Origin of the sequence: Actinomycetospora sp. CA-101289, assembly GCF_050955895.1 — a bacterium.
In the GTDB taxonomy this organism is placed as follows: Bacteria; Actinomycetota; Actinomycetes; order Mycobacteriales; family Pseudonocardiaceae; genus Actinomycetospora.
The window spans coordinates 792,339-813,806 of the sequence record NZ_CP192093.1 but is presented as its reverse complement, the minus strand read 5'-3'; the positions used below and the strand labels follow the sequence as shown (position 1 = coordinate 813,806).

Sequence of the window (21,468 nt, the reverse complement as noted above, 5' to 3'; positions counted from 1 at the left end):
GTGGCGGGAGCACTCGAGGGGACGACGGCCGTGGTCACGGGCGCGTCGAGCGGCATCGGCGAGGCCACGGCGCGCGCCCTGGCCGGGGCGGGCGCCCGGGTGGCGCTGCTCGCGCGGCGCCGCGAGCGCCTCGACGCCCTGGTCGGCGAGCTGGACGGGGCGGTGGTCCACGAGGTCGACGTCACCGACGACGACGCGGTCGCCCGCACCCTCGAGGACGTCGCACGCGACCTCGGCGGCATCGACGTGCTGGTCAACGACGCCGGCTACGGCTCGATGGTCCCGGCGCTCGAGGCCGACCTCGCCGAGTGGCACCGCATGGTCGACGTCAACGTGACCGGGGTGCTGGCGACCACGCACGCCGCGCTGCCGCACCTCGTGCGCGCCGCGCAGGGGCCCCGCGGGGTCGCCGACGTCGTGACGATCTCGTCGGTGGCCGGGCGCAAGGTCGCCTCCGGCAAGGTCAACGTCTACGCCGCGACCAAGCACGCCGTGAACGCGTTCTCCGAGGCCCTGCGCCAGGAGCTCGCCGCGCGCCACGTGCGCGTCGGGCTGGTGGAGCCGGGGCTGGTGCGCAGCGAGATGACCGAGGGCAGCGGCGCCGCGGAGGACGCCGAGGCGTCGATGGAGCTCGGTCTCATGGAGCCCGAGGACATCGCCGACGCCGTGCTCTACATGGTCACGCGGCCCCGGCGCGCGGCGGTCAACGAGATGCTGGTGCGGCCGACAGAGCAGGTGCGCTGACGCGCACGTGAGCACTTCTTCGTGCCGGAGCACCGAGAAGTGCTCACATGCGCGGAGCGCACCCCGGGTACGCCCGCCCGGTGACGGGACAGCTGAACGGGACCACCGCGATCGTGACCGGCGCCTCGAGCGGCATCGGCAACGCCACCGCCCGCGCGCTGGCGGCCGAGGGCGCCGCCGTGGCGCTGTTCGCCCGGCGGCGCGACAAGCTCGAGGACCTCGCCCGCGAGCTGGGCAGCAGCGCCAGCGTGCACGAGGTCGACGTGGCCGACGCCGACGCCGTGCGCGCCGCGGTCGACGAGGCCGCCGCGGAGCACGGCGGCGTCGACGTGCTGGTCAACAACGCCGGCTACGGGTCGATGGACCTCGCCCGCGACGCCGATCTCGGCGAGTGGCAGAAGATGGTCGACGTCAACCTGCACGGCGTCCTCTCGACGACCCACGCCGCCCTGGGCCACCTCGCGCGGGCCGCGCAGGGTGCCCGCGGGGTCGCCGACGTCGTCACCGTCAGCTCGGTGGCCGGGCGCACGGTGACCGGGCCCGGCAGCAACGTCTACGCGGCCACCAAGCACGCGGTCGGCGCGTTCTCCGAGGCGCTGCGCCAGGAGCTCGCCGAGCAGCACGTGCGCGTCGGCCTCGTGGAGCCGGGGCTCGTGGACACCGAGCTGACCAACACCGGCGACGAGAACAAGCCCGACGCCTCGCAGGCCTCCGAGCTGGGGCTGCTGCACGCCGACGACATCGCCGACGCCGTGGTCTGGATGGTCACGCGCCCGGCGCGCGCGGCGGTCAACGAGGTGCTCGTGCGCCCGACCGAGCAGAAGGGCTAGAGGTGCGCTGCGCGCACGTGTGCAGAATTCGGTGCCCCAGCACCGATTTCTGCTCACGTGCCGCAGGCACCTACACCTGGCCGCCCACGACCAGCACCAGGACGAACGAGATCAGGTTGAAGGTGGCGTGGGCGGCCACGGCCGGCCAGATGGAGCCGGTGCGCTCGTAGAGCACGGCGTTGACGACGCCGAGCAGGAACGCCGCGGCGAACACCACGTTGAGCCCGTGGGCCAGGGCGAACACGCCCGCCGTGAGCACGACGGCGACGACACGCCCGAGCCGGCGCAGCACCGGGTAGGCGAGCCCGCGGAAGAGCAGTTCCTCGCCCAGCGGGACGACCAGCCCGCCGATCGCGATGACGAGCGCGGCGGACACCGGCCCGCTGAACAGCGTCAGGGCGGCCTGGGGGTCGGAGGTGTCGCCCGTGACCGTGATGTAGACGACGATCAGCACGCGGGACAGCAGCCACACCGCGACGCCCAGGCCCGCCCCGAGCGCGACGAGGCGGAGGCTCGTGCGCACCAGGCCGACCGCCGCGGGCCGGCGGACGCGCAGGGACACCGCGATCGCGACCGCGCCGAGCGCCGACGCCCCGGACACGGCGACCAGCAGCGGCGCGGGCGGCGTGCCCTCGGACAGCAGCCCGATCGGCAGGAACAGGCCGATCTGCAGGACGACGTAGGCCACCGCGGCGACCACGAGCTCGAGCCACCCGAGCGCGGGGCGCGCCGGCAGCACCGGCCCGGTGACCGCGTCGGCCGGCTCGACGGCGGGGTCAGTCACCCCGGGCCTTGCGCGTCTCCCGGTCGTTGGCCTTCTGCACGGCCTTCGCGAGGTCGTCCTTGTCCATCTTCGAGCGGCCCTCGACGCCGAGCTCCTTGGCGCGGGAGTAGAGGTGCTCCTTGCTGGCGTTGGCGTCGACCCCGCCGCCGGTCTCACCGCTGGGGTTCGCGCCACCGCTCTCGGCGCGGGAGTCGGACGGGCCGTACTCCTCCTTCTGCTCCCAGTGGTCGCCGACCTTCTCGTGCGTGTGCTTGAGCGCCGAGTACGCCGTGCGGCTCGCGCGCTCGCCCTTGCCGTACGTGTCCTCCGCGGACTCCTTCGCCTTGGCGTAGGTCTCGCGGGCGCTCTTGGGCGAGCGCTGCAGCGTCGACGGCAGGTCCTCGAAGTCCTCCGGCATACGGGCGAAGTACCCGGTCAGCCCCGCACGCCCACCTCCAGGTGGGCGACGCTCTGCACCACCTGCTGGGGCCGGTAGGGGTAGCGGTCCATCTCGGCCGGGTCGGTGACGCCGGAGAGCACGAGGATCGTGTGCAGCCCGGCCTCCATGCCCGCGACCATGTCGGTGTCCATCCGGTCGCCGATCATGGCGGTGGTCTCGGAGTGCGCGCCGATCGTGTTGAGGCCCGCGCGGATCATCAGCGGGTTGGGCTTGCCGACGAAGTACGGGTCGCGGCGGGTGGCGTGGGTGATCAGCGCGGCCACCGACCCGGCGGCGGGCAGCGTGCCCTCGGGCGACGGGCCGGTCGCGTCGGGGTTGGTGACGATGTAGCGCGCGCCGCCCTGGATGAGCCGGATCGCCCGCGTGATCGCCTCGAACGAGTAGGTGCGGGTCTCGCCGATGACGACGTAGTCGGGGTCGCGGTCGGTGAGGATGTAGCCGACGTCGTGCAGCGCCGTGGTCAGCCCGGCCTCGCCGACGACGAACGCGCTGCCGCCCGGGCGCTGGCTGTCCAGGAACTGGGCCGTGGCCAGCGCGGAGGTCCACAGGTTCTCGGCGGGGATGTCGATGCCGCTCGCGTGCAGGCGCGCCTGCAGGTCGCGCGGCGTGTAGATCGAGTTGTTGGTCAGCACCAGGAAGTGCTTGCCGGCCTCGCCCAGGCGGCGGATGAACTCGTCGGCCCCGGGCAGTGCGTTCTCCTCGTGGACGAGCACCCCGTCCATGTCGATGAGGTAGCTCTCGAGGGGCTCGCTCACGTCGCCGTCACCTCCGCCCGCAGGTGGGTGTGGAAGAACCGCAGGATGCGGGCCCACGCGTCCTCGGCGCTGGGCCGGTGGAACCCGAAGCCGGCGAAGCGCACCAGCAGGGGGTTCCCGGCCAGGTGCTCGAAGAAGCTGTGCCCGGCGTCGGGGTAGGTCTTCACGTCGTGGTCGACGCCCAGGCTCGTCAGCGCGACCTCGAGGCGCTCCGGGTGCCCGCGCAGCGCCGGGTCCCGCCCGCCGAAGCTGGCGACCACGGGGCAGATGCCGGCCAGGTCGGCCTCGGCGTCCTCGGGGACCATGCCGTAGTTCGGGGCCGCCGCCGCGTAGTCGTGCCGCGCGGCCGAGAGCAGCGCGAACGTCCCGCCCTGGCAGAACCCGATGACGCCGATCCGCCCGGTGCAGTCGTCGCGGCCGGCGAGCCACGTCCGGGCGGCCTCGATGTCGTCGAACACCGGACCCTGGCCCGAGCCCATCGCCTTCATGGTCGCCGCGACGCAGCGGGGCCCGCCGCCGCGGGCGGTGTAGATCGCGGGGGCGACGGCCAGGTAGCCGGCGGCCGCGAGCCGCTCGGCGTGGTCCTTGATGTTCTCGCCCACCCCGAAGGCGTCCTGCAGGACGACGACGCCGGGGAACGGGCCGTCGCCCACCGGCGGCACGGCGAGGTAGGCGGACTGGTGGCTGCCCGCGGACGCGGGGATGTGCAGGTCGGGCACGGGTCACCCTCGATGATCGCGGCGCGGTGCTGGCGCGGCCGAGCGTGGCAGCATCACCCCGCCTGTGCTGGACGGGGGCTGGACGAGGGAGGGGTGTCGGGTGAGCGATCCCGAGCGGATCCGGATCGAGCAGGGCGACGGGGTGTGCCGGTTGGTGCTGGCCAACCCGGGCGCCCACAACGCCGTCGACCACGCGTTCGGCCGGGAGTTCCTGGCCGCGGTGACGGGCCCGGCGCGGGAGGCGCGCTGCGTCGAGATCGTGGCCGAGGGGCCAAACTTCTGCGTCGGCGGCGACATCCGGGGCTTCGCCGCCGAGCCCGACCGCAGCCTCTCCGAGCTCGCCGACGCCTTCCACGCCGGCCAGCGGGCGCTGTTCGACCTCGCCGCGCCCGTGGTGATCGCCGTGCAGGGGTGGGCGGCGGGCATCGGGCTGTCGCTGGCCCTGTCCGGCGACCTGGTCGTGCTGGCCGACGGCGCCCGCCTGCGCCCGGCGTACACCGCGATCGGGCTGACCCCCGACGGCGGCATGACCGCGTCGCTGCCCGCCGCCGTGGGCCGGGCGCGCGCGATGGACATGTTCCTCACCAACCGGCCGATGGGCGCCGCCGAGGCGCTCGCGGCGGGCCTGGCCGCCCGGGTGGTGCCCGACGACGACCTGCGCGTCGAGGCCGACGCGATCGCCGACGGGATCGCGGCCGGGCCGCCCCAGGCGCTCGCGGCCACCAAGCGGCTCGTGCGCGCGGCCGGCGGGGTGCTCACCCCCGCCGACCTGTCCGCCCACCTCGACGTCGAGTCGGCCAGCATCGGCGAGCGCGGCCGCTCGCCGGAGGGCCGCGAGGGCATCGCCGCGTTCCTCGGCAAGCGGGTGCCGGCCTGGCCGGAGTGAGTGATCTGGCCCGGCCCGGGTACGCCGTGTCGTATGGACATCAAGTACACCGCCGAGGCCACGTCCTCCGGTGACGCCCGCAACGGTCACGTCCGCTCGTCGGACGGGATCATCGACCAGGACATGACCATGCCCAAGGAGATGGGCGGGCCGGGTGGGGGCACGAACCCCGAGCAGCTCTTCGCCGCCGGGTACGCCGCCTGCTTCCACCAGGCGCTCAAGCTGGCCGCCGGCCAGGAGAAGGTCGACATCGACTCCTCGAGCGTCGAGGCCAAGGTCGGCATCGGCCCGGACGCCGAGAGCTTCGGGCTCAAGGTCTGGCTCACCGCCACGGTGCCCGGCGCCGACCAGGACACGGCGGACCGCCTCGTCGCCCGCGCCCACGAGCTGTGCCCGTACTCGAAGGCGACGCGCGGCAACATCGAGGTCAACATCAGCTCGTCCGTGGGCTGAGCACCGGTGCTGTGATGGCACCGTGCGTCTCCCCCTGAGCCTGCGCGCCGTGGGCGCGCTGCGCCGCCGTCTCGGCGGCTCCGTCGCCCGCCTCGCGCCCGCCGACGTCCCCGCCGCCCGGGAGGCCGTGCTGCGCCTGCAGCACGGCCCGCTGGCCCGGGCGGTGATGGGGACCCCACCGCGCGACGTCGCCGTCGAGGACGCGCGCCTGCCCACCGCCGCGGTGCCGGGTGGGCTCGCGGTGCGGGTCTACCGGCCGCCGTCGACCGACGCGCCCGCCCCCGTGGTGGTCAACCTCCACGGCGGCGGGTTCGTGCAGGGCGACCTGGACCAGTCCGAGTGGTTCTGCGCGCACGTCGCCCGCCAGGCCGCGGCGGTGGTCGTCTCGGTGGACTACCGGCTCGCCCCCGAGCACACGTTCCCGGTGCCCGCGCAGGACTGCTACGACGCCGTCGCCGCGCTGGTCGCCGACCCCGGCGCCTGGGGCATCGACCCGGCCCGCATCGCGGTGATGGGCGACAGCGCGGGCGGCAACCTCGCCACCGTCGTCTGCCTCATGGCCCGCGACCGGCGCCGCGACGGCCGGGACGCGCCGGCGATCGTCGCGCAGGTGCTCGTCTACCCGGGCGTCGAGATGGTCGACGTCCTGCCCTCGGAGCGCGCGATCCCCGTCGCCCCGATCCTCTCGGCCGCCGACATCCGCGGGTTCCACGCGCTCTACCTCGGCGGGGCCGACGGCACCCACCCGTACGCCTCGCCGCTGCGCGCGGACCTCACCGGCCTCCCGCCCGCGCTGGTGCAGACCGCCGAGCACGACCCGCTGCGCGACCACGGCGACCACTACGCCGCGGCGCTCGCCGGCGCGGGCGTCGAGGTCCGCCACACCTGCTACCTCGGCGCCGCCCACGGCTACGTCGCCACCGGCGGCCTGACCCCGCGCACCTCGCTGCAGGCGGTCGCCGAGGCCGCCGCGTTCGTGCGCGCCCACACGTGAGCGATCTTTGGGCCTATAGGCCCCAGGATCGCTCACGAGGCGGGTGAGGACGGGCACGCGGGGCACGCGGCGTGCCGGGCTACCGTGGAGGCCCGTGACCCCCGAGCGAGCCGCCGCGCCCCGCGCCGTGCTGCTCGGCGCCTGCGCCGCGGTCCTCGGGGTCGCCGTCCACGGCGAGGCGGGCGGCGCGGTCGCCCCGGCCCTGCCGACCCTGGCCGTCGCCGTCCTCGTCGTGCTGGGCACCGCGCTGCTCGGCGCCCGCCCGGGCCCGCCCGCGCGCACCGTGGCCCTCCTCGCAGTCGGGCAGCTCGCGCTGCACCTGTCCCTGCCGGCCGACGCCGCCGAGCACGACCACCACGCGACCGACACCGCCCACGGCCCGGGGATGGTGCTCGCGCACCTCGCCGTCGCCGCCCTCGTCGGCGGCGCGCTCGCCCGCGCCGACCGGGCCCTGGCCCGCGCGGCCCGCGAGCGCTGGACGACCCTGCGCCGCACGTGGCGGGCGCTCCTCACCGACGTCCCGGTCACCGGCGGGCCCGTCCCGCTGCTCGCCCGCCCCGCCCCGGCCGCGCCGGGGCCCACGGCGCGTGCGGCCGTCGGTCACCACCCGCGGCGGGGGCCGCCGTCGCCGCGCTGATCCGCGCGGCCGACGACACCCCCACCCCGGAAGGACCCCCATGACCCCCACGCGGACGGCGCACGCCGTCCCCCGACCCCCCGCGCGGTGGAGCCTGCTCGCCGCCGCCCTGCTGGCCCTGCTGGCCCTGCTGTTCACCAGCGGGACCGCGGCGGCGCACGACGTCGTCACGGGCAGCGATCCGGCCGACGGCGCGACGGTGGCGACCGCGCCGACCCAGGTGTCGGTGACCTTCGACGAGGAGCCGCAGCCCGGCCTCGCGACCCTGACGGTGGTGGGGCCCGACGGCGCCCACCACGAGCAGGGCCAGGTGACGACCCAGGGCGACGTCGTGACGGTGCCGGTCGGGCCGCTGCCCACCGCCGGCGCCTACGAGATCGGCTACCGGGTCGTCTCCAGCGACGGGCACCCCGTCAGCGGGTCGATCGGCTTCACGCTGACGAACCCGTCGCCGGCCGCCGCGGTCGCGCCCGGGACGGCCACCACCCCGGGCGCCGCGGCCCCGGCCGACCCGGCCCACGCCGGGCATGCGGACCCGACCGCACCGCCGTCACCGGCCGCGTCGTCCACCGACGACTCCGGCGGCGGCGTCCCCGCCTGGGTCTTCGTGGTCATCGCGCTCGTCGTGGTCGCCGGCGCCGTCGCGCTGGTGCTGCGCCGGCGCGCCTGACCGGTCCCCGACCAGAAAGCGGTCGCGGGGCGCGGGACACCCCCCTCGCGTGTGTCCCCCGCCCCGCGACCCGTTCAGGGGGTGGATCACTCCACGATCTGGACCCGGTCGTTCGGGTTCAGGTGCTCGAAGAACGCCTTCGCGTCCTCCATGCCGAGGCGCACGCAGCCGGCCGACTCGCGGTCGGTGTTCCCGCCGTGGAACGCGCGGCCGTTGTTGTCGAAGAAGACGGAGTACGGCATTTCGGCGCCCTCGTACTCCCGGCTCACGTGGTGGCGCTCCTTGCGCTGGATCACGAAGTCGCCGGTCGGGGTCTCGTGGCCCTCGGTGCCGTGGCTGTTGACCACCGGGCCGCGGACGACGTTGCCCTGCCCGTCGAGCAGCCACGCGCGGTTCTCGGAGAGGTCGACGCACGCCTTGATGCGCGCGTCCGTGCAGGACGTCCCCCCGACGCCGGCCGCCCCCGCGGGCGCCGCGCTCGCGATCCCGCCGAGCTGCAGCGCGCCGAGGCCGACGGCGGCCACCGAGACCGCGATCCGACCGGTCGGCACCCCGCGCCGCGTCCCCCTGCGATGCCTGCCCGCCATGGTCCCTGCCCCTCGTCGCCGTGCACCCCGCCCGAACCCCGGACGGGGGATGGACCAGCGGTTTCGCACCGCGATCCGAGGGGCACAACGACGCAGTGACGAGGGGGTCACGGACCGTTCACCGTGGTCGGGCGCACGTCACCTGGACCGGTTCGTGGCACAACCTCAGTGGGTCTGGGCTGTTCGCCGCAGAGCGTGGCCGACGATCAGGACACATCACCCACTCGATTGCTCCGCACGGACGAATGCCTCGTACGCTTGATCGCTGAAGAGGATGAACCGTGCCTCGCGCACGGCACTGTCGGTCTCCTTCACGGTGGTCACGGCGATCCGCGCCGCGTCGTCGAGCGGCCACCCGTACACGCCCGCTGACACCGCGGGGAACGCGACGGTGCGCGCCCCGATCTCGTCGGCCACCCGCAGCGACTCGCGGTAGGCCGACGCGAGCAGGTGGGAGCGGTCCTGGGACTTCGCGTAGACCGGGCCGACGGTGTGGATCACCCACCGCGCCGGCAGGTTCCCCGCCGTCGTCGCGACCGCCTGCCCGGTGGGCAGGCCGTCGGGCAGGGTCGTACGCCGCAGCTCCCGGCAGGCCTCGAGGATCGCCGGCCCGCCCGCGCGGTGGATCGCGCCGTCGACCCCGCCGCCCCCGAGGAGGCCCGAGTTGGCGGCGTTGACGACGGCGTCGACCTCGGCGGTGGTGATGTCGCCGCGGTGCAGCGTGATCTCCGGGGTGCCCATGCGCGCCGAGTACCCCGCGGGCGGACCTGACACGATCGCCGGGTGAGCGACACCCAGATCTCGGTCAGCGACACCGTCGACGCCCCGGTCGAGCGGGTGTTCGCCCTGCTCGCCGACCCCGACCGCCACCCGGACCTCGACGGCAGCGGCACGGTGCGCGCCTCCCACACCCACCTCGCGATCACCGAGGCCGGCGACGTGTTCGTCATGGAGATGGAGCACCCCGACCGCGGGCGCTACACGGTGGAGAACCACGTCGTGCGCTACGAGCCCGACCGGGCGCTGGCGTGGGCGCCCGCCAAGCCCGGCGCCCAGCCCTCCGGCCACGTCTGGAGCTGGGAGCTCGCGGCCACCGACGACGACCACACGCTCGTGACCCACACCCACGACTGGTCCGCGGTGACCCACGAGCCCGTGCTCGAGCGGGTGCGCGAGGTCGGCGAGGACCAGATGCGCCGGTCGATCGGGCTGCTGGCCGAGGCGCTGGGCTAGGTGCCTTCGGCACGTGAGCAGAATTCGGTGCTCCAGAACCGATTTCTGCTCACATGCCGAAGGCACCCAGCGACCGGAAGTCCTCGCGCGGCGGGGCCTCGAGATCGTGGTGCGTGCCGTCGGGGGCGGTGAAGCCCAGGCGCCAGGAGTGCAGGCCGACCCGGGTGGTCGGCGCCTTCTCGAACAACGGGTCCCCGACCAGGGCGTGGCCGATCCAGGCGAGGTGCACGCGGATCTGGTGGCGCCGGCCCGTGACCGGGTGGACGGCGAGCAGCGTGCGGTCGTCGTCCTCGGCCAGCCGCTCGAACGTCGTGGTCGACGGGTAGACGTCGCCGGCGAGCACGGCGTCGGCGGGAACGCTCCAGTGGTCGCCGTCGCGGGTGATCGCCTCGCGCGGGGCGGCGATGCGCACGCGGTTCTTGCGCCCCACGGCCAGCGGCAGCTCGATCGACCCGCTCGCGGGCAGCCCGGTGCCCCGGGTGACGGCCAGGTAGGTCTTGGCGACGCTGCGCTCGGCGAACTGGCGGGTCAGCGTGCCGTGGGCCTCGAGCCGGCGGGCGAACAGCACGAGCCCCGAGGTGACCTTGTCGATGCGGTGCGCGGGCCACAGGGTCTCGCCGGCGTCGCGGGCCAGGCGCACGAGGTCGATGTCGTGGCGCTCGCCCATCACCGACCAGCCCGGGGGCTTGTCCAGCACCAGCAGGTGGTCGTCGGCGAGGACCTCGCGGCCGTCGCGGACCTGGGCCCAGGTCGGAGCCGTCGCACCCATCAGGCCTCGTCGAGTCCCAGCGCGTCGAGCAGCGTCCGCAGCTTGACCGCCGTCTCGGCGAGCTCGTCGGCGGGACGCGAGGCGGGGACGATGCCGGCGCCGGCCCACAGACGCACGTGGTCACCCTGGACCTCGCCACAGCGCAGCGCCATCACCCACTCGCCGTCACCGTGAGCGTCGGTCCAGCCGACGGTGCCGGTGTAGAAGCCGCGGTCGAACGGCTCGATCTCGGTGATGGCGGCGTGCGCGGCGGCCCGCGGGACCCCGCAGACCGCGGGCGTGGGGTGCAGCGCCTGCGCCAGGTGCAGCGACGTGACCGCCGGGTCGGTGACGCGCCCGCGCAGCGTCGTCGACAGGTGCCACAGCGTCGGGGTGGCGACGAGCGAGGGCGTCGCGGGCACCTCGAGGTCGTCGACGAGGGGCCGCAGCCGCTCGGCGACGTCAGCGACGACGAGGGCGTGCTCGTGGTGGTCCTTCACCGAGGCGAGCAGGGCGTCGGCGCGGCGGCGGTCCTCGGCGGGGTCGGGCGAGCGTGCGGCCGACCCGGCCAGCGGGTTGGCGACGACCTCGGCGCCGTCACGGGCGACGAGCAGCTCGGGGCTCGCGCCCAGCAGGGTCCGCGGCGTGCCGGCCCGGTCGGCGGGCAGGTCGACCGCGAAGAGGTGGCTGCGCGGGTCGCGGTGGGCCAGCTCGCGCACCATCCGCACCGGGTCGACCGGCGCGTCGGCGACGACCTCGAGGACGCGGGAGAGCACGACCTTCTGCAGGTCGCCGGACCCCATGCGCGCCAGCGCCTCGGCGACCATCGCCTCGTAGGCCTCGGGGGCCGGGACCGACCGCGTGGTGCCCGTGACGGGCGCGCCGGTGGGCTCGGCGACGAGCACGGTGCCCAGCGGGGCCGCGCGCTCGACGTGCTCCGGCACGACGAGGTGCGCCGGCGCGGCGGGGTCGAAGGGCAGGGCGCCGACGGCGAGGGCGGGCCCGGCGGACGCGGGGCGGCCCGCCTCGACCTCGCGCAGGCAGCGCGCGACCGCGTCGGCGTCGGCCGACGGGGGCCGGGCGAGCGTCCCGCGGGTCAGCAGCGACCCGCCGGGGCCGGACAGCCACGAACCGAGGCCCGGCGTCCACGAGCGGAGCAGGCGCACCGGGTCGGTCGCGCGTGCCGGGACGGACCGCGGCGCGGGGCTGGTGCTGGTCACGTCCCGCTCCCGTCCTGCTCGTCGGCGGATCCTCGGTGATGCTGGTGGCGATCCTGGTGGCACTGTGGTCCGGGGATCGCCCGGACCGGCACTGTTCACCCTCCGCCCGGTCTGGTGACGGATCCAGCCGAGCAGACGTGACACTCCGCACCGGACCGGACGAACCTACGGGGGCACCCCCGCCCGACGAGCACCAGTCCAGATCAGACCGGGAGGCCGCGGCACGTGACGACGGAGCAGGCGGACCCGCGCACCGCGCGCCGGTCCCTCCCGCGGTGGCGCGCCGACCTGCGCCTGGGCACCCGCATCGCCGTCATGCGCGGTGGCGGCCTCGCCCTGGCCCTGCGCGGCGACCCCGTCGCGCGGCTGATGCACAAGCCGTGGCGCCTCGACCCCTACCCGACCTACGCCACCCTGCGTGCGCAGGCCGCCGGCGGCGTGGTCCGCAGTCGCACCGGCATCAACGCCGTCGCCACCCACGAGGCGTGCACCGCGGTGCTGCGCGACCGGCGGTTCGGGGTACGGTTGGCGGACGGGCGGATGCCGTTCGACCCCACCGACGATGCGAGCAGCGCGAGTGGGCAGGACCCGACCGACCCGGGCGCCGCGCTCATCGAGCCGATCGACCTCTCGCTGCTGGCGCTCGACGCGCCCGACCACACCCGGCTGCGCCGCCTCGCCCAGCCGACGTTCGCGCCGCGGCGGCTGGCGCGCTACCGGGACACCGCCCGCGAGGTCACCGGCCGCCTGCTCGACGACGCGGACGCCCGCGGGACGTTCGACCTGGCCACCGACCTCGCCGCCCCGCTGCCGATCAGCATCATCGCCGAGCTGCTCGCCATCCCCGACGTGGACACCCCGCGCTTCGCCCGCTGGGGCCGCGCGCTCGGCGCCGCGCTGGACGGCGTGCGCTCGGTGCGCCACGCGCACGCCCTGTCCCGGGCCACCGCGGACCTGCGGGCGCTGTTCGGCGACCTCGTCGAGCGCCGCCGCGCCGACCCGGGCGAGGACGTCATCTCGCAGCTCGTGCACGCGCTCGACGAGGACGCGCTGACCCTCGACGAGCTGGTGTCGATGGCCCAGCTGCTGCTCGTCGCGGGCTTCGAGACCACGACCAACCTCATCGGCAACGCCGTGCGCGCCCTGCAGGCCACGGGCACGTGGGACGACCTGGTCACGGACCCGGCCCTGGCCGTGGGCGCGGTCGAGGAGACCCTGCGCTTCGACCCGCCGGTGCAGCTGACGGCGCGGTTCGCGCACTCCGACGTCGAGATCGGCGGGCGGACGCTGCGGCGCGACTCGGGCGTGCTCGTGCTGCTCGCGAGCGCCGGGCGCGATCCCGCCGCGCACGCCGACCCCGACCGCTTCGACCCGCACCGCGAGCAGACCACCCCGCACCTGGCGTTCTCGGGCGGCGCGCACTACTGCCTCGGCGCCGCCCTGGCGCGCATGGAGGGCGAGGTCGCGCTCGAGGTGCTGGCGCAGCGGATGCCGCGCCTGCGCCCCGCGGGGAGGATCGTGCCCCGCGTCGCCACCGTCCTGCGCGGACCGCGACACTTCCCCGTCCGCGCCGACTAGTCCGTCGCGCCAAGGAGGTGCGGCAGTCAGCGCTCCTGCGTCGCGCTGTCTACCGACCTCCGGCGCGTCACCGTCCCGACCATCCTCGGAGGTCTCGATGCCCGAGCTGCCCTCGATCGCCCACGTCGCCCTGTCGGTGACCGACCTCGCGGCGAGCACCGCCTGGTACGAGCAGCTGCTCGGCGTCGAGCCGGCCATGACGCTGTCCGACGGGCCGTTCGAGCGGACGGTGTTCGCCCTGGCCGGCGGCCAGCTCTTCGGGCTGACGGCCCACGAGACCGCGCGCGCCGGTGACCGCTTCGACGTCGTCGCCCCGGGCCTGGACCACGTCGGGTTCGCCTGCCCCGACCGGCCCGCCGTCGCCGCGTGGCAGACGCACCTCGACCTGCTCGGCGTGCCGCACGGCGGCGTCGTCGAGGCCGACTACGGCTGGGCGCTGTCCTTCACCGACCCGGACGGCAACGCGCTGGAGTTCTTCGCGCCCGCGTCCTGAGGGCCCGTCTCCTGAGCGCCGCGGCGCGCCCACATCGGCGCGCGCTCGGGCAGCACCCCGACGCCCACGAGGTAGGCCGGCACGACCTGCAGCGCGGGCACCCGCCGGAGCAGCCGCAACGGCGCGGGCAGCCGGTCCCCGCCGGGCGTCGGGGCGGTCGCGCCGAGCACGGCCCGGACGACGACGCGGTGCGCGACCCGCTGGGCGGCCTGGGTCGCCGCCGTCGGCAACCACCGACGGCGCTGCACGCGGGCCGCGGCCCGGTCGACCGCGGCCGGGTCCGCGGGGGCGCAGGCCAGCAGCGGACCCAGGTACCGCGCAGCCGCGACGGCGTCCTGCACGGCGAGGTTGATGCCGACCCCGCCGATCGGCGACATCGCGTGCGCGGCGTCGCCGACGCAGAGCACGCCCGGCGCGGACCAGCGCCGCAGCCGGTCGAGGGTGACGGCCAGCAGCTTCACGTCGTCCCAGGACCGCAGCCCGTCCACGCGGTCGCCGAGCCAGGGGTGCAGCCGGCGCATGTCGTCGCGCAGCACCTGCACCGGCTGCCGGCGGTACGCGGCGTCCGCGCCGCGCGGGATGAGGTAAGCGACCTGGTAGTGGTCGCCGCGGTCGAGCATGACGACGAGCCGCCCGTCGCTCACGCGGCCGATCCCGCCCGCGGGGTCGCCGGTGCCGTCGCCGCGCGGCAACCGGAACCACCACACGTCCATCGGCACCGGGAAGTCGTGCACGGGCAGCCCGGAGAGCTCCCGCACACGCGAGCCCCGGCCGTCGCACGCGACGACGAGGTCGGCGGCGAGCTCGTGCTCGGCCCCGCCCGCCGACGACCGGTCCCGCCACCGCACCCCGGTGACGCGCCCACCCGCCCGCCGCAGGTCGACCACCTCGGCGTCGCGCACGAGCGTGAAGCCCGGCTCCTCCTCGGCGGCGCCCGCGAGCATGTCGAGCAGGTGCCACTGCGGCACCATCGCGACGAACGGGTGCGGCTGGCCGAGGCGCCGCAGCCGCCGCAGGTCGCCCAGCGTCGCCGACCCCGCGTCGAGGACGACCTGCGTGGTCTCGATCGGCTTCCAGGGCAGCCGCGCGAACCGGGGCCAGAGCCCCAGCTCGTCGATCAGCGTCATCGTCGACGGGTGCACGGTGTCGCCGCGGAAGTCGCGCAGGAAGTCGGCGTGCTTCTCCAGCACGGTCACGGTGACCCCGGCGCGGGCGAGCAGGAGGCCCAGGACGATCCCGGCCGGCCCGCCGCCGACCACGACGCACGTCGTCCGCTCCACCGCGACCACCCCTCCCACGACCCGTGCCGCCGAGCATCCTCCGATCCGGCGCACCACGCCGACGGTCCCGCCACACCCTCCTTTCGGCCAGTGATCGGTTGTCGCAGGATTAGTGCGACAACGAGTCACCTGCGACACACTGACCCCACCGCCCGACCGGGTGGCTCGGTCCGCCTCGCGGGGGTGACTCGTGGAACCGCACACCGGGCTCGTCGCCATGCACATGAGCGACGGGATCGTGAACGCCCCGATCTCGGTGCTCTTCGCCCTCATCGCGGTGCTCGGCCTGGCGTTCTGCGTCGCCCGCGCCCGCCGCGACCTCGACGACCGCACGGCGCCGATGGCCGGCCTGGTCGCCGCCTTCGTGTTCGCGGTGCAGATGCTGAACTTCCCGATCCTGCCCGGGGTCAGCGGCCACCTGCTCGGCGGCGCGCTGTGCGCGATCCTCGTCGGGCCCTACGTCGGCGCGCTGTGCGTCTCGATCGTGCTGCTCCTGCAGGCCCTGCTGTTCGCCGACGGCGGCCTGTCGGCGCTGGGCACCAACATCACGAACATGGCGCTGATCGGCAGCTTCGTCGGCTACGGCGTCGCGGTGGCCATGCGCCGGATCGCGATGCGCAGCCGCGGGGGTCTCGTGCTCGCCGCGTTCGTCGCCGCGTGGGTCAACACCGTGGTCGCCTCGCTGGGCTTCGTGCTCGAGTACGCGCTCGGGGGGCAGGGCCTGGCGCTGGGCACCGTGTTCGGGCTGATGACCGGCTTCCACGCGCTGATCGGGATCGGCGAGGGGATCATCACCGCCCTCACCGTCGGCGCGGTCGCCGCCGCGCGCCCGGACCTCGTGTACCTCACGCGCGCGGCCGGGCCGTCGCTGCAGATCAGGACGCAGGGGGCGCGCTCGTGAAGAAACTCCCGGTGGCCTTCTACGCGGGCTTCCTCCTCGTCGCCCTGCTGCTCGCCGGGGTCGTCTCGTACGCCGCGAGCGGCAGCCCCGACGGCCTCGACGCCGTGACGCAGTCGGGCTGCGAGCTCGACGAGGCCGGCGAGCCCGTCGGCGGCACGTGCATCGCCCAGAACGCCGGCGAGCACGCGACCGCCGGGAGCCCGCTCGCCGACTACACCGTCGGCGGCTCCGAGGGCACCACCGGCGTCGCGGGCGCGATCGGCGTGCTGCTGACCCTCGCGGTCGCGGGCGGCCTGTTCTGGGTGCTGCGCCGGCGGTCGTCGCGGAGCGAGACCCCGAGCCGGGTCGAGTAGCGGTGGCGGCCGGGCACGCCCACCCGCTCTACCGCGCCGGGGACTCGGCGGTCCACCGCCTGCCTGCGCACGTGAAGATCGTCGGCGCCTTCGTGTTCGTGCTCGCCGTGGTGGCCACGCCACGCGAGGCGTTCGCGGTGTTCGGGCTGCAGTTCCTGCTGCTCGTCGGCGTATGGGTCGCGGCGCGCATCCCGCCGGGGTGGCTCGCGGCGCGCGCGCTCATCGAGGCGCCGTTCGTCGTGCTCGCCGTCCTGCTGCCGTTCTTCGCCGTCGGCCCGCGGGTCGAGTGGTGGGGGATGTCGCTGTCGGTCGACGGGCTGCTCGCCGGGTGGAACATCCTGGTCAAGGGCACGCTCGGCGTCCTGGTGTCGGTGACGCTGGCGGGCACCACGCCGCTGCGCGACCTCGTCTCCGGGCTCTCGCGGCTGCGGGTGCCGGCGATGGTCTGCGTGATCGCGACGCTGATGCTGCGCTACCTCGAGGTCATCGCGGCCGAGGCCCGCCGGATGCGCCTCGCGCGGATCTCTCGCGGGCACGACCCCCGGTTCGCCTGGCAGCTCGGGGCGACGGTGCGGTCGGTCGGCGCGCTGTTCCTGCGGTCCTACGAGCGCGGCGAGCGCGTGCACCTGGCGATGCTCTCCCGCGGCTACACCGGCACCATGCCCGCCTTCACCACGGCGTCGGCGTCGACGGCGACGTGGGCGGCCGCGCTGGTGCCCGCGGCCGCGGCGGTCCTGCTCGCGGCGTCGGGATACTGGGCCTGGTGACGGTCGGGGAGACGGAGCGCAGCGGAGCTCGACCCATGACCCCCAGCCTCGAGGTCGCGGGGCTGGCCTTCGCCTACCCCGACGGCCACCAGGCGCTGTTCGGCGTGGACCTGCGCATCGAGCGCGGCGAGCGGGTCGCGCTGCTGGGGCCCAACGGGGCGGGCAAGACCACGCTCGTGCTGCACCTCAACGGCGTGCACCGGGCGGGCGCCGGCGCGGTCCGGGTCGGCGGGCTCGAGGTCACCCGCGAGCACCTCCAGGAGATCCGCCGTCGCGTCGGGATCGTCTTCCAGGACCCCGACGACCAACTCTTCATGCCCACCGTCGGCGACGACGTCGCGTTCGGGCCCGCGAACTTCGGCGTCACCGAGCCGGAGCTGTCGCGGCGGGTGGCCGATGCGCTGGGCGCCGTCGGCATGGCCGCGCACGCCGACCGGTCGCCGATGCACCTCTCGGGCGGTCAGCGCCGCCGCGTCGCCCTGGCCACCGTGCTCGCCTGCGACCCCGAGATCCTCGTGCTCGACGAGCCCTCGACGCACCTCGACCCGGTCGCCCGTCGCGAGCTCGCCGAGGTGCTGCTGGGCCTCGACCGCACGATGCTCATGGTCACCCACGACCTGCCCTACGCGCTGCAGCTCTGCCCGCGCTCAGTGGTCATCGACGGCGGGGTGGTCGTGGCCGACGCGCCGACCCGCGAGATCCTCGCCGACCCCGACCTCCTCGCCGCCCACCGCCTCGAGCTGCCCTTCGGCTTCGCCGTGAGCTGAGCGCGTGCCAGGCTCACGGCGTGGACCTCGACGACTTCCGTTCGAAGCTGGCCGACGAGCACGGGCTGGTCGTCGTGTCGACCGCGCGCGCCGGCGGGGCGATCCAGTCGACGCTGGTCAACGCGGGGGTGATGGACCACCCCGTCACCGGCGCGCCCGTGGTCGCGTTCGTGGCGGTCGGCGGGTCGGTGAAGCTCGCCAACCTGCGCGCGCGCCCGTGGGCGACGGTGACGGTGCGCTCGGGCTGGCGCTGGGGGACGGTCGAGGGCTCGGTCGAGCTGGCCGGCCCGGACGACGTGCTCGCGGGGGTCGACGACGTGCCGGCGCTGCTGCGCGGCATCTTCACCGCGGCCGGCGGCACCCACGACGACTGGGACGAGTTCGACGCGACGATGTCCCGCGAACGCCGGGCGGGCGTGTTCGTCACGCCCGGGCGCGTCTACGGCGTCTGACCGGCGCCTCGGGCCAGTCGTAGGCGATCACCTCGCCGGGCCGCAGGGTCCGCCAGCGGTCCCGCAGCGCGCGCAGCTCCTCGGCGGCCCGCGCCGCCTGCTCGCCGGTAAAGGGCGCGGGTCCGGTCTCGGTGATGCCCCACGCGGCGTCCAGGGCGGCCTCGAGCGCCGGGCCGTCCGCGTCGATCGACGCCGCGAGCACACCGACCACGACTTCGGCGAGCCGCAGCTCGCGGGCGTTCTCGCGCCGCACCCGGTCGGACACCGCGCGGCGGTCGTGGCGCGGGTTCCCGCCGGTGATCTCGACGCTATCGAACAGGGCGCCCGCGCGGATCGAGCCCCAGAGCCCGCCGGTCAGTCCGAGCGCGCGCTCGCCGACGAGGTGCACGGCGTCGTGGGGGACGACGCCGGTGCGGTCGTAGGAGCGCAGCCGCAACCGGAGCCCGTCGCCGCGGTCGATGTCGGCGACCGAGCCGCCGTCGGGGCGCGGTGAGAAGGCGACGTGCACGCGGTCATCGGACCACGCCGCCGGCTCGATCTCAGCCGGTTTTCGGCCCGGCGGCGGGGTCCTGTGGCGCGCCGGTCAACACGGAGAGCGCCCGCACGACGTGGCTCTCGACGGCCTCGCGGTCGAGCCCGAGCCCGGTCAGCGTGCCGCTGCCGTCCTCGTGCTCGAGCAGCGCCAGCAGGATGTGCTCGGTGCCGACGTAGTTGTGCCCGAGGCGCAGCGCCTGGCGGAACGTCAGCTCCAGCACCTTCTTGCACGCGGCGTCGAACGGGATGAGTGCGCCGATCTCGTCGGACCGGGCGGGCAGCGTGCCGAGCAGCGTCCGGCGCATGGTCTCGGGCGCGACGCCGAGGGCCGTGATCGACAGCACCGCGAGCGACTCGGGCTCGTGGAGCAGTCCGAGCGCGAGGTGCGCCGGCGTGATCTCGGCGTTCTCCGCCGACCGGGCCTCCTCCTGCGCCTTCACCACGACGTTGCGGGCGCGCGGGGTGAAGCGGCCGAACCCCTCCTGCATGTCGATCTCGCCGGACCCCTTCGGCACGAACCGCTTCTGGGCGGCCTGCTTGGTGACGCCCATGCGCTTGCCGATGTCGGTCCACGACGCCCCGGAGCGGCGGGCGCGGTCGACGAAGTGGCCGATGAGGTGGTCGGCGACCTCGTCGAGGTGCTCGGCGGCGAGCACTGCGTCCTGCAGCTGCTCGAGGGCGTCGGAGTGCACCGAGGTGATGGCGTTGATGAGGTCGTCGAGGCGGACGTTGGTGGGTGCCATGCGTCCACCGTAGGTTGACGATCTCCTTATCGTCAACCTTGAGTGGACGCTCGCCCCGTCACGGGCACGAGGGCGGCGTCGACGAGGTCGGCGACTCCGACGAACCCGAGCCGGGCGTAGAGGGCGTTGCTCGTCGGGTTCGCGAGGTCGGTGAACAGCAGGACCTCCTCGGCCCCGCGCTCGCCCGCGCGCCGAACGGCCGCCGCCGTGACCGCCGACCCGTGACCGCGCCCGCGGTGCTCCGGGCGTGTGTAGACCGGGCCGATCCGGGCGGTGGCCAGCACCGTCGGGCTGACCGAGGCGTACGCGACGGGCGTCCCGTCGGCCTCCGCGACCACGATCCGCCCCTCGTCGATCGCCGCGTCGAGCGCTGCCCGCGGCGGGAGCGGGTCGTCCGGGGTCGCCTCGTCGTGGAACTCCCGCAGCCACGACCAGAGCACCGCGCGGTCGGCGTGACGGGCGGGGCGCGTCGGCGTCGCGGCGGCCGATGGCCGGAGCCCGGCGAGGCGGTGGAGGCGCTCGGCGACGACGACCTCGGTGGTCGCGTCCCACGCGGCCGCCAGGTCGTCCACGACCGCGGCCGGACCGAGCAGGCGCGCCGGGCGCGGCCGTTCCCCCGCCCACGCCGCGGCGACGTCGGTGGGCATCGCCGACACCACGGGCCGGTACGGCGGGGTCTGCACGACCACCGCGGTCGCGCCGTCGCCCGCGTCCCACCACGCCAGCACCGGCGGGTCGCCGGGCGCCGGGCCGCGGCGCCGCAGGGTGTCGACGATCGTCAGCACGACCGTCGACTCGACGCGATGGGCGCGCAGGTAGGGACGCACGGCGTGCCAGAACTCCTCCGCGTCCGCCGTCACTGTCCACACCACGGCGCCAGCGTCCTCGGCGTGTCGAGGTGCGGGAGCTGGTCGTCGGCGACCCGTGTCCTCAGGACACGGTTCAGCTCGGCCCGGACGCTCGTCGGGCAGCGAGCGGGTCACCGGTCGAGCCCGACGGCGGGGTGAAGCCGCCCACCCCCGCCCCGACGGAGCGTCGCGCGGGGTCACGATGGAGGTCCCGACACGAGGAGACCGCCGGTGCCCGCCGCTCCCCCGCCCACCGACGCCGTCACGACGAACGCCGTCCGGTACCTCGCCAACCTGCGCGACGTCGGGGACCTGCCGACCGTCGACGGTCGGCGCACACGTCCCGGGGTGCTGTGGCGGGGGGACGCGCCGATGGCCGGCGATGCGGAGCAGGGCCCCGACGGGCAGACGTGGCCGCCCGGCAGCGTCGTGGACCTGCGCAACCCCGAGGAGCTCGACGGGCGGCCCCACCCGCTCGCCGAGGTCGCCGAGCTGACGCCGCTGCCGCTGATCCAGGCGCTCGCACCCGGTGTGCTGATGCGCGGCGCCCCGCCCGAGAAGCGCCAGCGGCGGGGGCTCGACGAGCTCTACCTGCTCCTGGTCCGCACCGGCGAGGCGTGGATGCCCGACCTGGTGCGCGTCGCCGCGCACGGGCCGGGACCGCTGCTCGTGCACTGCGCCGCGGGCAAGGACCGCACCGGCGTGGCCGTCGCGCTCCTGCTGCGGACCGCCGGGGTCACCCGCGAGGCGGTGGCCGCCGACTTCGCCGCCACCAACGACCACCGGCGCGCCCTGCGCGACCGCCTGGCCCTCCAGGGCGCCCTCGAGCCGGACACCGACCCGGGCCGCGTCGGCGTCGAGCCCGCGCACCTCGAGGCCGTCCTCGACCTGCTCGACGACGACCCGCGCGCCCCGCTCCGCGACGCCGGCGTGCCCGAGGCGGACCTGGACGCGTGGCGGGCTCGGCTGGTCGACGGACGCTGATCGCGCAACCGGGGGCAGGCTGTGGCGCACCACAACGCCGCCGTCGTGATCTCTGTGGGCGGGCACAGT

28 protein-coding genes are annotated in these 21,468 nt (G+C 75.5%); 16 read left to right on the top strand and 12 right to left on the bottom strand.

Going from position 1 to position 21,468, the window contains the following annotated elements; translation table 11 throughout:
* The gene (locus tag ACQPX6_RS04060; protein WP_433785615.1) at nt 1–744 is read left to right on the top strand and encodes an SDR family oxidoreductase; all 744 of its coding nucleotides are present in this window, start codon (nt 1–3) and stop codon (nt 742–744) included.
* 80 nt (nt 745–824) lie between these two features.
* Nucleotides 825–1,574, top strand: coding sequence for an SDR family oxidoreductase (locus ACQPX6_RS04055; RefSeq protein ID WP_433785613.1), 750 nt, complete (start codon nt 825–827; stop codon nt 1,572–1,574).
* Between the two features lie 70 nt (nt 1,575–1,644).
* On the opposite strand, the gene ACQPX6_RS04050 is transcribed toward ACQPX6_RS04055, so the two are convergent.
* Genes ACQPX6_RS04050 through ACQPX6_RS04035 form a run of 4 tightly spaced genes read right to left on the bottom strand, consistent with a single transcriptional unit; the run spans nt 1,645 to nt 4,271 of the window.
* Nucleotides 1,645–2,358 (bottom strand): lysostaphin resistance A-like protein, encoded by a 714-nt coding sequence (locus ACQPX6_RS04050; RefSeq protein WP_433785612.1) that lies wholly within the window; start codon nt 2,356–2,358, stop codon nt 1,645–1,647.
* A complete protein-coding gene (locus tag ACQPX6_RS04045; protein ID WP_433785611.1) occupies nt 2,351–2,755 on the bottom strand; it encodes a ChaB family protein in 405 nt (134 codons plus the stop codon). The genes ACQPX6_RS04050 and ACQPX6_RS04045 overlap by 8 nt, the downstream gene beginning before the upstream one ends.
* A 17-nt stretch (nt 2,756–2,772) precedes the next feature.
* A complete protein-coding gene (locus ACQPX6_RS04040) occupies nt 2,773–3,519 on the bottom strand; it encodes an HAD-IIA family hydrolase (RefSeq protein WP_433788183.1) in 747 nt (248 codons plus the stop codon).
* Nucleotides 3,520–3,548: 29 nt separating this feature from the next.
* Entirely contained in the window at nt 3,549–4,271 is a 723-nt protein-coding gene (locus tag ACQPX6_RS04035; protein ID WP_433785609.1) for a dienelactone hydrolase family protein, read from the bottom strand.
* Between the two features lie 100 nt (nt 4,272–4,371).
* Between ACQPX6_RS04035 and ACQPX6_RS04030 the strand changes: the two genes are divergently transcribed.
* The 5 genes from ACQPX6_RS04030 (at nt 4,372) to ACQPX6_RS04010 (ending at nt 7,911) form a co-directional block, all read left to right on the top strand.
* Nucleotides 4,372–5,157, top strand: coding sequence for an enoyl-CoA hydratase/isomerase family protein (locus ACQPX6_RS04030; protein WP_433785608.1), 786 nt, complete (start codon nt 4,372–4,374; stop codon nt 5,155–5,157).
* A 33-nt stretch (nt 5,158–5,190) separates the two neighbouring features.
* A complete protein-coding gene (locus ACQPX6_RS04025; RefSeq protein WP_433785607.1) occupies nt 5,191–5,610 on the top strand; it encodes an organic hydroperoxide resistance protein in 420 nt (139 codons plus the stop codon).
* Nucleotides 5,611–5,632: 22 nt separating this feature from the next.
* Nucleotides 5,633–6,604, top strand: a complete 972-nt coding sequence (locus tag ACQPX6_RS04020) for an alpha/beta hydrolase (RefSeq protein WP_433785605.1) — start codon at nt 5,633–5,635, stop codon at nt 6,602–6,604.
* Nucleotides 6,605–6,698: 94 nt separating this feature from the next.
* On the top strand, nt 6,699–7,241 hold the full coding sequence (locus ACQPX6_RS04015; RefSeq protein WP_433785604.1) for a hypothetical protein: 543 nt from the start codon (nt 6,699–6,701) through the stop codon (nt 7,239–7,241).
* A gap of 40 nt (nt 7,242–7,281) precedes the next feature.
* On the top strand, nt 7,282–7,911 hold the full coding sequence (locus ACQPX6_RS04010; protein WP_433785603.1) for a copper resistance CopC family protein: 630 nt from the start codon (nt 7,282–7,284) through the stop codon (nt 7,909–7,911).
* An 86-nt stretch (nt 7,912–7,997) separates the two neighbouring features.
* On the opposite strand, the gene ACQPX6_RS04005 is transcribed toward ACQPX6_RS04010, so the two are convergent.
* Both ACQPX6_RS04005 and ACQPX6_RS04000 read right to left on the bottom strand, forming a co-directional pair.
* Nucleotides 7,998–8,462, bottom strand: coding sequence for a L,D-transpeptidase (locus tag ACQPX6_RS04005; protein ID WP_433785602.1), 465 nt, complete (start codon nt 8,460–8,462; stop codon nt 7,998–8,000).
* A gap of 252 nt (nt 8,463–8,714) precedes the next feature.
* A complete protein-coding gene (locus ACQPX6_RS04000; RefSeq protein ID WP_433788182.1) occupies nt 8,715–9,239 on the bottom strand; it encodes an O-acetyl-ADP-ribose deacetylase in 525 nt (174 codons plus the stop codon).
* Between the two features lie 42 nt (nt 9,240–9,281).
* Here ACQPX6_RS04000 and ACQPX6_RS03995 point away from each other — a divergent pair, with 42 nt between their 5' ends.
* Complete coding sequence (locus ACQPX6_RS03995; RefSeq protein ID WP_433785601.1) at nt 9,282–9,731, top strand: SRPBCC domain-containing protein; 450 nt, start codon at nt 9,282–9,284, stop codon at nt 9,729–9,731.
* Nucleotides 9,732–9,780: 49 nt separating this feature from the next.
* Here ACQPX6_RS03995 and ACQPX6_RS03990 read toward each other — a convergent pair whose 3' ends face one another.
* Together ACQPX6_RS03990 and ACQPX6_RS03985 are read right to left on the bottom strand one after the other, a co-directional pair.
* Nucleotides 9,781–10,500, bottom strand: a complete 720-nt coding sequence (locus ACQPX6_RS03990; RefSeq protein WP_433785599.1) for an RluA family pseudouridine synthase — start codon at nt 10,498–10,500, stop codon at nt 9,781–9,783.
* Nucleotides 10,500–11,699 carry an isochorismate synthase gene (locus ACQPX6_RS03985; protein WP_433785598.1) on the bottom strand — a complete coding sequence of 400 codons (1,200 nt, stop codon included), beginning with the start codon at nt 11,697–11,699 and terminating at the stop codon, nt 10,500–10,502. Before ACQPX6_RS03985 ends, ACQPX6_RS03990 begins: the two co-directional genes overlap by 1 nt.
* A 225-nt stretch (nt 11,700–11,924) precedes the next feature.
* Here ACQPX6_RS03985 and ACQPX6_RS03980 point away from each other — a divergent pair, with 225 nt between their 5' ends.
* Nucleotides 11,925–13,277 (top strand): cytochrome P450, encoded by a 1,353-nt coding sequence (locus tag ACQPX6_RS03980; RefSeq protein ID WP_433785597.1) that lies wholly within the window; start codon nt 11,925–11,927, stop codon nt 13,275–13,277.
* 97 nt (nt 13,278–13,374) lie between these two features.
* Nucleotides 13,375–13,770 (top strand): VOC family protein, encoded by a 396-nt coding sequence (locus ACQPX6_RS03975; RefSeq protein WP_433785596.1) that lies wholly within the window; start codon nt 13,375–13,377, stop codon nt 13,768–13,770.
* Here ACQPX6_RS03975 and ACQPX6_RS03970 read toward each other — a convergent pair.
* Nucleotides 13,701–15,050, bottom strand: a complete 1,350-nt coding sequence (locus ACQPX6_RS03970; protein WP_433785595.1) for an FAD-dependent oxidoreductase — start codon at nt 15,048–15,050, stop codon at nt 13,701–13,703. The two genes, ACQPX6_RS03975 and ACQPX6_RS03970, sit on opposite strands and share 70 nt — an antisense overlap.
* 217 nt (nt 15,051–15,267) lie before the next feature.
* Here ACQPX6_RS03970 and ACQPX6_RS03965 point away from each other — a divergent pair, with 217 nt between their 5' ends.
* The 5 genes from ACQPX6_RS03965 to ACQPX6_RS03945 are packed head-to-tail and all read left to right on the top strand — an operon-like array spanning nt 15,268 to nt 18,290.
* Nucleotides 15,268–15,951, top strand: a complete 684-nt coding sequence (locus ACQPX6_RS03965) for an energy-coupling factor ABC transporter permease (protein WP_433788181.1) — start codon at nt 15,268–15,270, stop codon at nt 15,949–15,951.
* A complete protein-coding gene (locus tag ACQPX6_RS03960) occupies nt 15,948–16,304 on the top strand; it encodes a PDGLE domain-containing protein (RefSeq protein WP_433785593.1) in 357 nt (118 codons plus the stop codon). The genes ACQPX6_RS03965 and ACQPX6_RS03960 overlap by 4 nt, the downstream gene beginning before the upstream one ends.
* Nucleotides 16,305–16,306: 2 nt before the next feature.
* Nucleotides 16,307–17,071 carry a cobalt ECF transporter T component CbiQ gene (gene cbiQ / locus ACQPX6_RS03955; RefSeq protein WP_433785592.1) on the top strand — a complete coding sequence of 255 codons (765 nt, stop codon included), beginning with the start codon at nt 16,307–16,309 and terminating at the stop codon, nt 17,069–17,071.
* A gap of 35 nt (nt 17,072–17,106) precedes the next feature.
* On the top strand, nt 17,107–17,838 hold the full coding sequence (locus ACQPX6_RS03950; RefSeq protein WP_433785590.1) for an energy-coupling factor ABC transporter ATP-binding protein: 732 nt from the start codon (nt 17,107–17,109) through the stop codon (nt 17,836–17,838).
* A gap of 20 nt (nt 17,839–17,858) precedes the next feature.
* The gene (locus ACQPX6_RS03945; protein ID WP_433785588.1) at nt 17,859–18,290 is read left to right on the top strand and encodes a pyridoxamine 5'-phosphate oxidase family protein; all 432 of its coding nucleotides are present in this window, start codon (nt 17,859–17,861) and stop codon (nt 18,288–18,290) included.
* Here ACQPX6_RS03945 and ACQPX6_RS03940 read toward each other — a convergent pair.
* Genes ACQPX6_RS03940 through ACQPX6_RS03930 form a run of 3 tightly spaced genes read right to left on the bottom strand, consistent with a single transcriptional unit; the run spans nt 18,262 to nt 20,427 of the window.
* Nucleotides 18,262–18,798 (bottom strand): hypothetical protein, encoded by a 537-nt coding sequence (locus tag ACQPX6_RS03940; protein WP_433785587.1) that lies wholly within the window; start codon nt 18,796–18,798, stop codon nt 18,262–18,264. The two genes, ACQPX6_RS03945 and ACQPX6_RS03940, sit on opposite strands and share 29 nt — an antisense overlap.
* Before the next feature lie 31 nt (nt 18,799–18,829).
* The gene (locus ACQPX6_RS03935) at nt 18,830–19,567 is read right to left on the bottom strand and encodes a Clp protease N-terminal domain-containing protein (protein WP_433785585.1); all 738 of its coding nucleotides are present in this window, start codon (nt 19,565–19,567) and stop codon (nt 18,830–18,832) included.
* 32 nt (nt 19,568–19,599) lie between these two features.
* A complete protein-coding gene (locus ACQPX6_RS03930) occupies nt 19,600–20,427 on the bottom strand; it encodes a GNAT family N-acetyltransferase (RefSeq protein WP_433785584.1) in 828 nt (275 codons plus the stop codon).
* 219 nt (nt 20,428–20,646) lie between these two features.
* Between ACQPX6_RS03930 and ACQPX6_RS03925 the strand changes: the two genes are divergently transcribed.
* Nucleotides 20,647–21,399 carry a tyrosine-protein phosphatase gene (locus ACQPX6_RS03925; RefSeq protein WP_433785582.1) on the top strand — a complete coding sequence of 251 codons (753 nt, stop codon included), beginning with the start codon at nt 20,647–20,649 and terminating at the stop codon, nt 21,397–21,399.
* Nucleotides 21,400–21,468: the final 69 nt, after the last annotated feature.